This is a genomic window from Bradyrhizobium sp. 132, assembly GCF_023074185.1.
Classification (GTDB): Bacteria; Pseudomonadota; Alphaproteobacteria; order Rhizobiales; family Xanthobacteraceae; genus Bradyrhizobium.
The window spans coordinates 49,456-63,771 of record NZ_JADPKY010000097.1 but is presented as its reverse complement, the minus strand read 5'-3'; the positions used below and the strand labels follow the sequence as shown (position 1 = coordinate 63,771).

The following is a 14,316-nucleotide window of genomic DNA, read 5'->3' as shown; positions in this document are numbered from 1 at the left end:
TTGAGATGAACGTTGCTGTGGCAAAGACCGGAAACGGCCGTGCGGTGAGCGATCTGTTCGCCAGCGCCGAAGGCCGCCTGCCGGGTTCGCCTTCTGTGATCGCGGCGCGCCGCGAGGCGTTCGAGACCTATGAACGTCTCGGCCTGCCGCACCGCCGGATCGAGGAATGGAAGTACACCGATCTGCGTGCGCTGGTCGGCGAGGTGCTTCCGCTTGCGGCTCCGCCCGATGCGGCTGCGTTGAAGCGCGCCGCGGACGCGGTGAAAGCGCATGCGATCGCCGGCGCCCGCAAGCTGGTGCTGGTCGACGGCGTGTTCGCTGCCGATCTCTCCGACGTCAAGGCGCTCGCCTCCGAGGTGGACTTCAAGACCTTGCGGGAGACGCTGGAGAAGGATTCCGGTCTGTTGAACACCGCGGCCACCGATGCGGTGATCGCGCTGAACGCGGCGATGGCGACCGACGGTGTCGTGCTTGATATCGCCGACGGCGCGCAGCTGTCCGCGCCGATCCAGATCATTCACATCGCGACTGCTGCTTCGGCATCGACGTTCACCCGCTCGCAGGTCGCGGTCGGGAAGGGCGCTCGTGCCACCATCATCGAGAGCTTTGTCGCGGCCGGCGCTAAGGCTTACCAGGTCAACGATGCCGTCATCCTCTCGGTCGGCGACAACACCGACCTCGCGCATATCCGCCTGATGGACGATTCACCGGATGCGGTGAACATCACCTCGCAATTCGTCACTGTTGGCGCGAATACAAAGCTCAATTTCTTCAACATGACCACCGGTGCTGCGGTCAGCCGGCTCCAGGGCTTCATCACGCTGGCGGGCGAGGGCAGCGAACTCTCGGTCAACGGCGTGAACCTGTTGCAGAAGACCGAACATGGCGACACCACGCTGGTCGTCGACCATGCCGTGCCGAACTGCTTCAGCCGCGAAGTTTTTCGCGCCGTGATCGACGACCGTGCGCACTCGGTGTTCCAGGGCCGTATCATCGTCCGTCCCGATGCGCAGAAGACCGACGGCAAGATGATGATCCGTGCGCTGCTGCTCTCGGACGAGGCAGAAGCCGACAACAAGCCCGAGCTCGAAATCTTCGCTGACGACGTCTCCTGCGGTCACGGCGCCACCGCCGGCGCGCTTGACGACAATCTCTTGTTCTATCTGAAGGCGCGCGGCCTGCCGGAGAAGCAGGCTCAGGCGCTGCTGATCCAGGCTTTCGTCGGCGAGGCGATCGAGCAGATCGCCGATGATAATCTGCGCGAGCATGTGATCGGCATTGCCGAGCGCTGGCTGGAGCGGCGCCAATGAGCACGCATCCCGCAGTCAAGAACGGTGCCTATGACGTTGCGCGCGTGCGCCAGGATTTTCCGGCACTGGCCATGCAGATCTACGGCAAGCCGCTGGTCTATCTCGACAACGCCGCCTCGGCGCAGAAGCCGAGTGCCGTCCTCGATCGCATGACGCAGGCCTATACCTCCGAATACGCCAACGTGCATCGCGGCCTGCATTACCTCGCCAACGCCGCGACCGAGGCCTACGAGGGCGGCCGCACCAAGGTGGCGCAGTTCATCAATGCGCCCCGGACTGAGGAAGTGATTTTCACCCGCAACGCGACCGAGGCGATCAACCTCGTCGCCTCGTCCTGGGGCGAGCCCAATATCAAAGCCGGCGACGAGATCGTCATCTCGATCATGGAGCACCACTCCAACATCGTGCCCTGGCATTTCCTCAGGGAACGCCATGGCGCGGTGATCAAATGGGCGCCGGTCGACGACGAAGGCAATTTCCTCATCGACGAGTTCGAGAAGCTCTTGACGGCGAAGACCAAGCTGGTCGCGATCACGCAGATGTCGAACGCGCTCGGCACCATCGTCCCGGTCAAGGAGGTCGTGAAGATCGCTCACGCCCGCGGCATTCCCGTGCTGGTCGACGGCAGCCAGGGCGCCGTGCATCTGCCGGTCGATGTCCAGGACATCGGCTGCGACTTCTATGTCTTCACGGGCCACAAGGTCTATGGTCCGACCGGCATCGGCGTGCTCTGGGCCAAGTACGACCACCTCGTCGCGATGCGCCCGTTTAACGGCGGCGGCGAGATGATTCGCGAGGTCTCGCGCGATGTCGTCACCTATGGCGATCCCCCGCACAAATTCGAGGCAGGCACGCCCGCGATCGTCGAGGCCGTCGGACTTGGTACCGCCATCGACTACGTCAATTCAATCGGCAAGGAGCGCATCGCCGCGCACGAGCACGATCTCGTCACCTACGCCCAGGAGAAGCTGCGCGAGATCAACTCGCTGCGGCTGATCGGCACCGCGCGCGACAAGGGCCCGGTGATCTCCTTCGAGATGAAGGGCGCGCACGCCCATGACGTCGCCACCGTGATCGACCGCCAGGGCATCGCGGTGCGCGCCGGCACCCATTGCGTGATGCCGCTTTTAGAGCGGTTCAACGTCACGGCCACATGCCGGGCGTCGTTCGGCATGTATAATACGCGGGAAGAAGTCGATCATCTGGCACAGGCGCTGTTGAAGGCGCGGGATTTGTTCGCATGAGTGACACGGCCGAAATCAAAGCCAATCCGATGGAAACCCGGTCGGCACTGCCGCCTGAGGAGACCGAACGTTTGACCACCGAGATCATCGCCGGGCTCAAGACCGTGTTCGATCCGGAAATCCCGGCCGACATCTACGAACTCGGCCTGATCTACAAGGTCGAGATCAAGGACGATCGCTCGGTCGACGTCCAGATGACGCTGACGACGCCGAACTGTCCGGCCGCGGGCGAGCTGCCGACCATGGTCGAGAACGCGGTCGCCAGCGTCCCCGGCGTCGGCGTGGTCGACGTCAAGGTGATCTGGGAGCCGGCCTGGACGCCGGAACGCATGAGCGACGAGGCCCGCCTCGTGCTCAATATGTGGTGACGCGTAACCTTGGCTTTAGATCCTTGTTAGATCCTTGGTATTGAATTCGCTTGGCAACGGACCACATCACTGACATGACACAGATATCGTCAGGCTCGACACCAGCATCCACTCCAAAGCCGAGGCGGCCCCGCCCGCAGGTGATGCGGCTGACGGACGCTGCCGCCCAGCGCATCAGCGAGCTGACCCAGCGCGCCGATTCCGAGATCGTGGGCCTGCGCGTCGGCGTCAAGAACGGCGGCTGCGCCGGCCAGTCCTACACGGTCGAATACGCCCATGACGTCCGTCTAACCGACGAAGTCGTCGAGGACAAGGGCGTCAAGATCCTGGTCGATCCCAAGGCCGTGCTGTTCCTGCTCGGCACCGAGATGGACTACAAGGCCGACAAGATGCAGGCCCAGTTCGTCTTCAACAACCCCAACCAGATCTCCGCCTGCGGCTGCGGCGAGTCGGTCGAGCTGCGCCCGGCGACGATCGACGGGTAGTCTTCTCACGTTGCTCTCGTGTCCCGGACGCGCTGCAGCGCGCTTGCGCTGCTGCGCAGAGCCGGGACCCACGCTATGGTCACCAGTACAAGACGACTGGGCCCCCGGCTCAGCAGCGCACCGTTTCACGCTGCGCTGCGTCCGGGGCACGAGAGAGCCCGCCATGGACCGCGAATTCCTGATCGACCTGTTCGCCGATTTCGGCCCCGTCGCCATACGAAAAATGTTTTCCGGCTACGGCATCTCCGCCGACGGCATCAACTTCGCACTGGCCCTGCGCGCCGGCCTTTTTTTCCGCGCCGACGAGATGACCATCCCGGACTTTGAGGCCGAAGGCTCAAAGCCGTTCCAGTATTCGACCCGCGCCAAGACCGTGCTGGTGAACTCCTATTGGGAGCTGCCGGCCCGCCTGTTCGATGATTCCGCGGAGCTTGCGCAATGGGCGAAGGCGGCGCTCGCCGCCGCCCAGCGCGCCAAGGTGAAGAAGAAGCGGCCCAAGGCGAAGAAGCCGGTCAAGAAGGCAGTGAACCAGTTGGCGAAGAAGGTCGCCAAGCCTGCGAAGGCGGCGAAGAAAGCGGGCAAGAACAGCCCGGCTCGCAAGCGCGCCAAGCGAACGGCTTGAGGGATCAATCCACGGCCTTCGTCAGGCCAACCCTCATATCCTTGGCCGTGAAGACACAGACGCCGTCGGCAAGCACGCGACCGTCGGCAAATCCCAGAACCAGCCTGCCGCGCCTCACCTGGCGCATGGTGACCTCATAGCGCACGCATCGTGTGTCCGGTGTGATGGATCCCGTGAACTCCACCTCGCCGACGCCGATGGCGCGGCCCTTGCCCGCCGAGCCCGACCATCCCAGCCAATAGCCGATCATCTGCCACATTGCGTCCAGTCCCAGGGAAGCCGGCATCATGGCGTCGCCGCGAAAGTGGCAATCGAAGAACCAATGGGCTGGCGTGATGTCGAGTTCGCCGACGATATGACCTTTGCCAAACCCGCCGCCGTCCACGCTGATCTCCGTGATGCGATCCATCATCAGCATCGGCGGTGCCGGCAATTGCGCGTTGCCAGGGCCGAAATAGCCGCTTTCGCTCGATCTCAGCAGTTCGTCTTTCCTGTAGGACGGCTGCGGTGTGTGAAAATCATGCGGGTTGGGCAAGGCGACAAGTCCTCGGTGCTCGCAGTCAGGCGATGAGGAAAATGTCGTTGGTCAGGTCGGAATGTCAAGCGCGGGTGGCGGCGCGCAGCATCGGCGTCACGCCACCCGGTTGTGCGTCTCGACCGCGAATTCCGGATCGGCTTCGCAGATCACGCGGTTGCGGCCGTTGCGCTTGGCGGCATAGAGGCAGGCATCCGCCCGTTCGATCAGCGCCTCGGTGTCGTCGCCTTGCTTGAGCATGGAGACGCCGACGGAGATGGTGACGCGGCCGAGGATTTCGCCGGTGGACTTCTTCTTCAATTCCTTCGCCATCACCGCTCGGCGGATGTGATCGGCCACGGTGAGGGCCTGGCGCAGCGCAGTGTTGGGCAGCACGACCGCAAATTCCTCGCCGCCATAGCGCGCGGTGATGTCCTGGCCCTTGATGGTCTGTTTCAGGGACAGGCCGACGAGCCGCAGCACCTGGTCGCCGGTGAGATGTCCGTAGGAATCGTTGAACGACTTGAAATGATCGATGTCGATCAGCAGCAGCGACAGCGGCTCGCCGGAGACGAGCGCGCCTTGCACGGCCATGTCGATCATGCGATCGAAATATTTGCGGTTGCCGAGCCCCGTCAGCGGGTCGGTCAGGCTCTCGGCACGGATCGCCTCCAGGCTCTGCTGGAGGTTGCTGATCTCGCTCTTCGACAGGGTCAGCCGGCCTTCCAGCGCCTTGTTGGTCTCGCGCATTTCACTGGTCGAACGCAACAGCGTCTCGACGATCGACTTGATCTGCTCGCGGCTCTTGGCCGATGACAGCTGTTCGGTCGCGCCCGACAGGCTGGCGTCATAGGAGCCGGACATCCCGAGTGCGTCGCCGAGAACCTTCATGACGTCGTCGATCTCGCCGATGACGCGCGCGCCGACCTTGTCGATGCGGTCGGTGGTTTTGATGTGGGAGAGGTAGGTCTCGTAGATCTGCTCGAGATCGGCTTCGGTCAGCTTGCCGCTCCGCGCCAGCGTCTCGTTGATGATCTTGTTGAGCGGCGCGTTGTAGCCGGTGGCGTAGACGTACCAGATCTCGTAATTGCGGGGAATTGCCGTCTGCCGCAGCGATCGGATTTGACCGAGCGCTACCTCGGCGAACGCCATCGTGCGTTCGTGTTCGTCGAGCACCTTGACCACGAAACATACCCCACAGCGATCGGCGCGCCGTCGACCGCAGAAATTCTTAAATTATGTTCGTAGGCTAACGGACGATCGTGAAGGCCCCGTAAATATACGTCCCCGAATGCATCCAAAAAATTGCGCGCCAGCTTTATCTCAACCGAAATCTGGAGCGCATCGCGCTTCAGGCTCCGGCGGGGGAGCGAACCGGCCGCAGCAGAAATGCCGGCAGATGCGAATGATCGCCCGGCTCGCTGTCGGCCTCGCGTTGGCGGCGCGGCTCGGGACGGCCGATCGACGGCACATGCGACGGATTGGCCTGCTGGCGCGCGCCGTCACGCGGCTCGGACGATGGCTTGGCTTCACGCGGAAGTCTTGCTTCACGCGGAGGCCTTGCCTCGCGTGCGGGCCTTGCTTCGGAAGCGGGCCTTGCCTCGGGAGCGGCCCGTGCTTCGGCTGAAGGCTGTGCCTCGCCACGCGGTTCGCGCGGCTCGTGGCTGCGCTCACGATCACGACCGCGCTGCGGCTTGCCGCGTCCGCCGCGTGAACGTTCACGGCCGCGCTGCTCGCGCGGACGCTCGCCCGCGTCGGAAGCATCGGTGCGGACTTCGTAATCACCTTCGGCGCGTGGAATGCTCTGGCCGATCAGCTTCTCGATCGCCACCATCGACTTCTGGTCAAGCGGCGTGACGAGCGAGATCGCCATGCCGGACCGGCCTGCGCGGCCGGTGCGGCCGACGCGGTGAACATAGTCGTCGGGATGGTGGGGGACGTCGAAATTGAAGACGTGGCTGACCTCTGGAATGTCGAGGCCGCGGGCGGCGACGTCGGATGCGACCAGGAGGGGCAGCTCGCCCTTGCGGAACTGTTCGAGCGCCGCCGTGCGGGCCGACTGGTCCATGTCGCCGTGCAGCGCGCCGACGCTGAAGCCGTGCTTTTGCAGCGATTTGTGAACGACGGCGACCTCGCGCTTGCGATTGCAGAAGATGATCGCGTTCTGGAGATCCTTGGCCTCGCGCAGCAGTCGGCGAAGCAGCTCGCGCTTCTCATGCACCTCACGCCCGGCCGGGACCTGACACTGCGTAACGGTGACAGCGGTGGTGGCGGGCTTCGACACCTCCACCTTCTGCGGATTGTGCAGGAAGGCTTCGGTGATTCGCCGAATCTCCGGCGGCATGGTCGCGGTGAAAAACAGGGTCTGCCGCGTGAACGGGACGAGCTTGCAGACGCGCTCGATGTCGGGAATGAAGCCCATGTCCAGCATGCGGTCGGCTTCGTCGATGACGAGCAGCTCGACGCCGGTGAGCAGCAGGCCACCGCGCTCGGTATGGTCGAGCAGGCGGCCGGGAGTGGCGATCAGCACGTCGACGCCGCGCGTCAACTTGGCATCCTGGTCGCCGAAGGAAACGCCGCCGATCAGCAGGGCGACGTTGAGTTTCTGGCCTGCGCCGTAGCGGTCGAAGTTTTCCTTCACCTGCGCCGCGAGCTCGCGGGTTGGCTCAAGGATCAGGGTGCGCGGCATGCGCGCCCGGGCGCGACCCTTTTCGAGGATGGTGAGCATCGGCAGCACGAACGCCGCGGTCTTGCCGGTGCCGGTCTGGGCGATGCCGAGCACGTCCTTGCGAGCAAGGACGTGAGGGATCGCCTGTTCCTGAATGGGGGTCGGGGTGGTGTAACCGGTAGCCGCGACTGCGGCGAGGACTTTTTCGGATAGTCCGAGATTTGAAAAGGACATTGAGCCTCTGGTCGAAACCGCCGTTCGGAATCGAGGGTGATTAAGGCTGTCGCGTTCCACCCCGAAACGGCGCGCTCTCAAAGAAGCTGGGGGTGCTGACTCACGCGAACAAAGCGCCAGGCTCAGGAATCGCTCTTCGATACCGAGCCGCGTCCTCCGGAACATAGGCGGGAATCAGCCAAAGTCAATGGAGCAGCCGCGGGAAGGCCCTAAAAAACCGGAGGTTTTCGCCCAAATAGCGGGCGCGACCGCGGTTTTCCGCCCAATCCAGCGGTCAGCCGGAGCCGTCCAAACGTCGGCTAACGCCCCTCCGGACCTTGGGCGCGGAAGTCGCCGGGGGCCATCCCGTAAGCGGCGTTGAAGACGCGATAATAGGTCGCCAGGCTGTCGAAGCCGCAGGAGGCCGCGATGTCGGCGATCCGCCGGTCCGGGGCTTCGCGCATCAGACGGCGGCTGTGTTTCAAGCGCTCATCCGTCACGGTTTGCGAAAAACTCTTCGTCGCACTTTCGAACAGCATGTGCAGGTGACGTACGGAGATGCCGAGCAGGTCGGCAACCATCATCGGCGTCAGATCCGGGTCCTGCAGGTGGCGCGCGATCAGGCGCCGTGCCTGCGAGAGCCGGGCTGTCCGCAGCGCGGCCTGCCCGAGGCGGCTGCCGGGCCGCACGATGCCGCGCTCGATCAGCGCCAGATGGGCCAAAGCCTGGACGAGGGAAGCCGCATCGGCGGCGCTATCATCGTCAGCGGCGGCCTCGCCGAGATCTGCGAAGCAAGCGCCGAGCAGGGGCGCAAGACTGGGATCGTCGAACGTCCGGGGCGCAAGCTCGCGCATGCGCTTGTCCTGCCTGGCGAGGCCGCTCAGAGGGATCTTCAGGATCCGCAGGTGGAAGCCTCCTGCGCCCAGCGGCGCAGTGCGATAAGGCAGGTCGGTGTAGCTGGTGGCGAAGCTGCCATTGGCGATCGCGAAGTCGCTGCCACGCATGCCGCCGAACCAGCCGCCGCTGCCGAGCTGCTGATAGACGCAGATGCTGTCACCGGGCGCGTGGGCGATGTCGGACGTGCTGCGCTCGACCGTGTAGTGCGAGGCCTTCAGTTCGACGAGACCGCCGCCGCCAAGCTGGCGCAGCGAGAATTCGCCGAAGAAGTCCGCGCGGCGTTCGCGCTCGAGTTCGGCGGTGACGCCGAACAGGCCCTTGGCGCGCACTTCGCGCCAATAGTCGAAGCGGTCGTGCGGCTCGACCTCGTCGGTGCACCAGTGATACACGGCTGCCCCTCGCTTCCAGCGGAATTGCCCACAAGAATTGCCTAAGAAAAAGCAGATTTCGGCGGATTCGACTATAGCCAGAACACGGAACCTGAGTCCTCAGGGCTGTTGAACCGGTGGTATGGCTGGGCCGACTATCACATCAACGGCGGGGTTCCAATGAACCGTCGTTCGAGGGAGCCGGCGTGGGCCGTTCTTGAAGGATTTTCGATGACGCGTCAGCTTTTCAGAATTCTGGCATTGCTTGGTCTCGCGGCCGGCCTCAGCGGTTTCGCGCTTCCCGCCTATGCCGAGAAGCGCGTCGCGCTCGTCGTCGGCAACAACGACTACAGGAACGTTCCAAAGCTGCTCAAGGCGGTCAACGACGCCCGCACCATGGGTGACACGCTGAAGCAACTCGGTTTCTCGGTGATGGTCGCCGAGAACCAGAGCAGGCAGCAATTTTCCGAGACGCTGCTCGCGTTCGATCGGGCGATCGAGCCCGGCGACACCGCGTTCTTCTTCTATGCCGGCCACGGCTTCGAGATCGCCGGCCAGAACTATCTGCTGCCGACCGACGTGCCGGCGGCGACGGAAGGGCAGGAAGAGCTGGTGCGTGACGCATCCATCCTGGCCGACCGCATCGTCGAGCGCCTCCAGAACAAGAAGGCGCGAACCTCGATCCTGGTGTTCGACGCCTGCCGCAACAACCCGTTCGAGCGCAAGGGCACCCGCGCCGTCTCCGGTGGTGGCGGGCTTGCCCCGATGGTGCAGCTGCCCGAAGGCGTGTTCTCGGTATTCTCCGCAGGCCCGCGCCAGACCGCGCTCGACCGCCTCTCCAACGACGACGCCAATCCTAATTCGGTGTTCACGCGCACCTTCGCCAAGGAGCTGCTCCAGCCCGGCGAGAACCTGGTGCAGGTGGCGCAGCGGACGCGCCGTCTGGTCAGCGAGATGGCCGATACTGTCAAGCACAGGCAGGTACCGGTCTATTTCGATCAGATGGTCGACGACGTCTTCCTTAGCGGCGTCGCCAACGACACGGCCGCCGCTGCGGCGCGCCCCGCCGATCCGCCGGCGCAGAAGCTCGCGGCGCTGCCGCCGGTGTCGGTGCCGCGCGTGCCGAAGGAGGAGACCACCAACGCGCCGATCGCGAGCTTCTCGCGGCACAACGGCGGCTGGAGCGTGGTGTTCTCCTTCGCCGATCCGACCCTCGGCATTTCCTGGCGCATGGCCGGCAACGGCGATTTCCGCGAAACCGGTTTCATCGATACGCTCGACCCGCGCACGCGCAAGAGGCTGCCGAACCCGTCGATCGAATTGCCGCCGGACGCTGTGGCCGGCACCATCGAGATCCGCTATGTCGACCAGTCCGGCGACATGCAGGGGCCGTTCCCGATCAGGTTCGATCCCGAGGCCGCGCTGATCCGGGACCAGCGCAAGATCCTCGACATGACCGCGACGAGCTGGCTGTCATTCCGCGAGTTCAACGGGCTGCTGGTCTACTACACGCACCTCGTGTCCTACCGCTGCGCCATCCGCGAGGTGCGCATCGGCATCGACACCGCCGTTCCGAATCAGGTGTTGAAGATGCCGGGCTGCGACATGCGCGATCCCAGCGCGATCAGCGCCGGCATGCCGCTTTACATGAAGCTCGCGCCGGCAACGCAGTTCATCTCGGTGGAGCTGACCTATCGCGACGGCAGCGTGTCGGAGATCAAGAGCTTCCGCAGTGCTAACCGCAGCAACAATTGATGACGCGGGCGGAGGCGTCGCTTACGCTACCCGCGGCGCTTCCTGATGAAGCGCTTGACGGAATCGACAGCTTCGATCAAGGGCGGAGCCAGCGAGAAGAACGCGCCCATCGCAATCGAGATGATGACGTGCCGCAGGGGCTTTTCCTGCTCCTCGAACGGATAGCCGTTCTGGTCGATCGGCACCGGCGCAAGCGCACCCGTCTGCCGCGGACCCGACTTCCGCGGCTTGCGCGGCGGAATCATGATCACGACGACGAGCGCGTTGATCAAGATCCAGACGCCGAGCACGATAAGGATAGTCCGCACTGCACTTTCCTGAAATCAATCGTAATGTGTGGCGACGCTAACGGCCATTCGCAATTGCGGCAAATGAATCTTGTTTGCTGCATCGCACAGAAAACTTAAGTCAGAAACGAGGGACCCGTCGTGAAACCAGATGCGTCACAGGCTCCGCAAGGTTCCACTGTAAAAGTGCGCTGTTGCATCGTCGGCGGCGGCCCGGCCGGCATGATGCTCGGCTATCTCCTGGGGCGCGCCGGCATCGATGTCGTGGTGCTGGAGAAGCACGCGGATTTCTTCCGCGACTTCCGCGGCGACACCGTGCATCCCTCGACGCTCCAGGTGATGGACGAACTCGGCCTGATCGACGGCTTCCTCAAGTTGCCGCATCAGCGCTTGCAGAAGATGGACGGCCTGTTCGGCGGCACGCCCGTTCGTATCGCCGATCTCAGCCGCCTCCGCACCAAGTACCCCTTCATCGCCTTCATGCCGCAATGGGATTTTCTCAATTTCCTCCGTGAGGCCGGCAAGCGCTTCGCCTCGCTGAAGGTGATGATGAACACGGAAGCCGTCGACCTGATCCGCCGCGGCGAGACGGTCACCGGCGTGCGGGCGAAGACGCCGGACGGCATCGTGGACATCGAAGCCGATCTCACGATTGCCTGTGACGGCCGGCATTCGACCGTGCGCGAGCGGGCCGGTCTCGAGGTCGAGGAGATCGGCGCGCCAATGGATGTGCTGTGGTTCCGCGTCGGCCGCAAGGCGGACGAGAGCGAGAACCTGTTCGCGCGCGTCGAGCGCGGCAAGATGATGATCACCTTTGACCGGGGCTACTACTGGCAATGTGCCTATGTCATCGCCAAGGGACAATACGACGCGGTGAAGGCGAGGGGATTGCAGGCGCTGCGCGACGATGTCGTTTCCATGGCGCCGATCCTGAAAACTGGCATTGCCGACGTCAAGAGCTTCGACGATCTCAAGCTGCTCACCGTCGCGATCAACCGCCTGACGCGCTGGACGCGACCGGGCCTGCTTCTCATTGGCGATGCCGCGCACGCGATGTCGCCGGTCGGCGGCGTCGGCGTCAATCTCGCCGTGCAGGATGCAGTCGCGACCGCAAACCTGCTGGCGGACAAGATGCAGCACGGCTGCCCGTCGGAGGAGGAGCTCGATGCCGTGCGCCGTCGCCGCGAATTCCCGGTGAAGATGACGCAGCGAATGCAGATGATCGTGCAGAACAACATCATCAGCGGCGCCCTGCAGGGCGGCGATCGGCCACCGAAAGTGCCGCTGATCGTGCGCCTCATCACCGCGCTGCCGTGGCTCCAGGGCATTCCGGCGCGCCTGCTGGCGCTTGGCGTCCGGCCCGAGCATGTCCAGTCGAAGGCGGCGCCGGCATCGTAGTGCAAGGACCCGGTAGGGATAATGTCGCGTTAAATCGCACCGTTGCGTTGCCTGCGTGCAACAGCGAAAACGGATTCAAGCCGCGCTGCTTGCCAATCCGGCGTCTTAACTTTCTTGATTCAAATTTGAGTAAGAACTGCGTGTGAGCGTGCACCCATCAAAGGACACGGGGTGTACCATGCGTAACAAATTGATTGCCGCCTTCGCCTGCACGACCGCTCTGGTTTCGACCGGTGCTGCTTCCGCCGCCGATCTCGGCGCGCGCTACACGAAGGCGCCGGCTTATATGGAGTCGATGTTCAACTGGACCGGCTTCTATGTCGGCGGCCACATCGGCGGCGCATGGACCAACGAGCAGTTCGTCAACAACGGAATCGGCGCGCCGTTCGGCGATCTGGTGCCGGGCCAGGGTTACCGTCAGCGTAACTCGGGCGTCCTGGGCGGCGCCCAGATCGGCTACAATTGGCAGGCCAACAACTACGTGTTCGGCATGGAGGGCACGATCTCCGGCCTGGACAACAAGGGCTCGTTCTTGAACACCGCGTTCGGTGCGGGTGACGATGTGTTCTCCTGGCGCGCCAACGTGCTCGCGACCGTCGTCGCCCGTGCAGGCTTCGCCGTGCAGAATAATTTGTTCTACATCAAGGGCGGCTACGCCGGCGTGAACAACCGTCTGTCGGTCACCGACACGGTCGGCCCGGCCACCGGTTCTGGCGGTCAGACCCACTGGGCCAATGGCTGGACCGTCGGTGCCGGCTGGGAGTACGGCATCACCCGCAACTGGATCGTCGGCCTCGAGTACAATTACGCAGCCTTCGCCAGCCAGACCTATCAACTCGGCGGTACCTCGGGCAATTACAGCTTCGACGCCAAGCCGCGCGACATCCAGTGGGCCGTCGTGCGCGCGAGCTACAAGTTCGACGCGCCGGTCATCGCGCGCTACTGAGTGCGTCAACGAACGACCAAGCAGCTATAAAAGACGATCACTGCCCAAATTTAAAAGCCCCGGCATTGTCCGGGGCTTCTTTTTTCGTGTGCAGGTTTTTCGCGTAGTGCCTACGCCATCACCGAGAAGCCGCCATCGACGGGGATCGCGGTGCCGGTGACGAAGTTCGAGGCGGACGAGGCCAGGAACACGGTGATGCCGGCGAAGTCGTCGATGTCGCCCCAACGCCCCGCAGGCGTGCGTGCCAGCACCCGTTCGTGCAACCCCGAGACCTGCTGCCGCGCACCGCGGGTCAGGTCGGTGTCGATCCAGCCCGGCAGGATGGCGTTGACCTGGATGTTGTCGGGTGCCCATGCATTGGCGCAGGCACGCGTGTACTGCACGATGCCGCCCTTGCTCGCTGCATAGGCCGCGGCGAAGCTCGCGCCGAAGATCGACATCATCGAACCGATGTTGATCACCTTGCCGTTGCCGGACGCCTTCAGCGCCGGATAGGCCAGCTTCGAGCACACGAAGGCGCTGGTGAGGTTGGTGTCGATCACCTTGTTCCACTCGTCGAGCTCGAGCTCGTGCGGCGGCTTGCGGATGCTCATGCCGGCATTGTTGATGAGGATGTCGATGCGGCCGAGATCCCCGACGACGCGATCGATCATCGCCGCGACTGCCGCCTTGTCGGTGACGTCGGTGGGAACCGAGATCGCCTTCACGCCGCGCTGACTGAGATCGGCGACGGCGGCGGCGGATTTGGTTTCGTTGCGTCCGACCACGGCGATGTTGGCGCCGGCATCGGCGAGGCCGCGGGCCATGCCGAGCCCGATGCCGCCATTGCCTCCCGTGACAATCGCGACCTTGCCGCGGAGATCGAAACGACTGGATGTCATGCTGCTATTCCCTGGTTTCTTCTATTGGTTGCTCTGCCAGATCAGTACCAGCCCGAAGCCGGCCATGGCTGCGCCATAGCCGGCCCATTGCAGCTGGTTGACCATGAAGCTCGATCGCGGCCAGGCAATGGTGCCCGTGCCCTGTCCGATCCAGAGCAGCCCGACGGCGAGAGCAAACAGGCCTGCGATCAGCAGAAATCTGCGCATGCATTCCTCCCCGTTGGTCGGCTTCTGTCGCGACGCGGCATGAACGATTGCCGCGGCCCGAAAACTTGCCGGAAGACTAGCCGTAGCTGTGGTTCGGATACAATGGCTGTTGATGCAGGCCGCAGCGAGGATGCATGTCCGTATGCAAGATTA

15 protein-coding genes are annotated in these 14,316 nt (G+C 63.9%); 8 read left to right on the top strand and 7 right to left on the bottom strand.

All coding sequences use genetic code 11. The annotated features are described in order from the left end of the window. Positions 1 to 5 precede the first annotated feature (5 nt). From sufD to IVA74_RS19025, 5 genes are all read left to right on the top strand, one after another. Positions 6 to 1,310: a Fe-S cluster assembly protein SufD gene (sufD, locus tag IVA74_RS19045; RefSeq protein ID WP_247347135.1), complete on the top strand. Its 1,305-nt coding sequence runs from the start codon at positions 6 to 8 to the stop codon at positions 1,308 to 1,310. Continuing rightward, positions 1,307 to 2,554, top strand: coding sequence for a cysteine desulfurase (locus IVA74_RS19040; protein WP_247347131.1), 1,248 nt, complete (start codon positions 1,307 to 1,309; stop codon positions 2,552 to 2,554). Before sufD ends, IVA74_RS19040 begins: the two co-directional genes overlap by 4 nt. Then, positions 2,551 to 2,922 carry an SUF system Fe-S cluster assembly protein gene (locus tag IVA74_RS19035; protein WP_106950866.1) on the top strand — a complete coding sequence of 124 codons (372 nt, stop codon included), beginning with the start codon at positions 2,551 to 2,553 and terminating at the stop codon, positions 2,920 to 2,922. Before IVA74_RS19040 ends, IVA74_RS19035 begins: the two co-directional genes overlap by 4 nt. Positions 2,923 to 2,996: 74 nt before the next feature. Beyond that, the gene (locus tag IVA74_RS19030; protein ID WP_247347129.1) at positions 2,997 to 3,407 is read left to right on the top strand and encodes an iron-sulfur cluster assembly accessory protein; all 411 of its coding nucleotides are present in this window, start codon (positions 2,997 to 2,999) and stop codon (positions 3,405 to 3,407) included. Positions 3,408 to 3,570: 163 nt separating this feature from the next. Further along, complete coding sequence (locus tag IVA74_RS19025) at positions 3,571 to 4,029, top strand: TfoX/Sxy family protein (protein WP_247347127.1); 459 nt, start codon at positions 3,571 to 3,573, stop codon at positions 4,027 to 4,029. A 4-nt stretch (positions 4,030 to 4,033) separates the two neighbouring features. Here IVA74_RS19025 and fabA read toward each other — a convergent pair whose 3' ends face one another. The 4 genes from fabA to IVA74_RS19005 all read right to left on the bottom strand — a co-directional run bounded on the left by fabA (position 4,034) and on the right by IVA74_RS19005 (position 8,710). Continuing rightward, positions 4,034 to 4,564: a bifunctional 3-hydroxydecanoyl-ACP dehydratase/trans-2-decenoyl-ACP isomerase gene (gene fabA / locus IVA74_RS19020; RefSeq protein WP_247347125.1), complete on the bottom strand. Its 531-nt coding sequence runs from the start codon at positions 4,562 to 4,564 to the stop codon at positions 4,034 to 4,036. 96 nt (positions 4,565 to 4,660) lie between these two features. After that, positions 4,661 to 5,728, bottom strand: a complete 1,068-nt coding sequence (locus IVA74_RS19015) for a GGDEF domain-containing protein (protein WP_247347123.1) — start codon at positions 5,726 to 5,728, stop codon at positions 4,661 to 4,663. Between the two features lie 166 nt (positions 5,729 to 5,894). Next, complete coding sequence (locus tag IVA74_RS19010) at positions 5,895 to 7,445, bottom strand: DEAD/DEAH box helicase (protein WP_247347120.1); 1,551 nt, start codon at positions 7,443 to 7,445, stop codon at positions 5,895 to 5,897. Positions 7,446 to 7,744: 299 nt separating this feature from the next. Continuing rightward, positions 7,745 to 8,710, bottom strand: coding sequence for a helix-turn-helix transcriptional regulator (locus IVA74_RS19005; RefSeq protein ID WP_247347119.1), 966 nt, complete (start codon positions 8,708 to 8,710; stop codon positions 7,745 to 7,747). A 210-nt stretch (positions 8,711 to 8,920) separates the two neighbouring features. On the opposite strand from IVA74_RS19005, the gene IVA74_RS19000 reads away from it, so the two are divergent. Then, on the top strand, positions 8,921 to 10,444 hold the full coding sequence (locus tag IVA74_RS19000) for a caspase family protein (protein WP_247347118.1): 1,524 nt from the start codon (positions 8,921 to 8,923) through the stop codon (positions 10,442 to 10,444). 26 nt (positions 10,445 to 10,470) lie between these two features. Here IVA74_RS19000 and IVA74_RS18995 read toward each other — a convergent pair whose 3' ends face one another. Further along, positions 10,471 to 10,752: a hypothetical protein gene (locus tag IVA74_RS18995; RefSeq protein WP_247347117.1), complete on the bottom strand. Its 282-nt coding sequence runs from the start codon at positions 10,750 to 10,752 to the stop codon at positions 10,471 to 10,473. Between the two features lie 120 nt (positions 10,753 to 10,872). Between IVA74_RS18995 and IVA74_RS18990 the strand changes: the two genes are divergently transcribed. Both IVA74_RS18990 and IVA74_RS18985 read left to right on the top strand, forming a co-directional pair. Beyond that, a complete protein-coding gene (locus tag IVA74_RS18990; RefSeq protein ID WP_247347115.1) occupies positions 10,873 to 12,129 on the top strand; it encodes an FAD-dependent oxidoreductase in 1,257 nt (418 codons plus the stop codon). Between the two features lie 178 nt (positions 12,130 to 12,307). Then, positions 12,308 to 13,075, top strand: a complete 768-nt coding sequence (locus IVA74_RS18985; RefSeq protein ID WP_247347114.1) for an outer membrane beta-barrel protein — start codon at positions 12,308 to 12,310, stop codon at positions 13,073 to 13,075. Positions 13,076 to 13,185: 110 nt separating this feature from the next. Here IVA74_RS18985 and IVA74_RS18980 read toward each other — a convergent pair whose 3' ends face one another. After that, positions 13,186 to 13,956, bottom strand: a complete 771-nt coding sequence (locus tag IVA74_RS18980; RefSeq protein ID WP_247347113.1) for a glucose 1-dehydrogenase — start codon at positions 13,954 to 13,956, stop codon at positions 13,186 to 13,188. 21 nt (positions 13,957 to 13,977) lie between these two features. Continuing rightward, positions 13,978 to 14,163 (bottom strand): hypothetical protein, encoded by a 186-nt coding sequence (locus IVA74_RS18975; RefSeq protein ID WP_247347112.1) that lies wholly within the window; start codon positions 14,161 to 14,163, stop codon positions 13,978 to 13,980. Positions 14,164 to 14,316 lie beyond the last annotated feature (153 nt).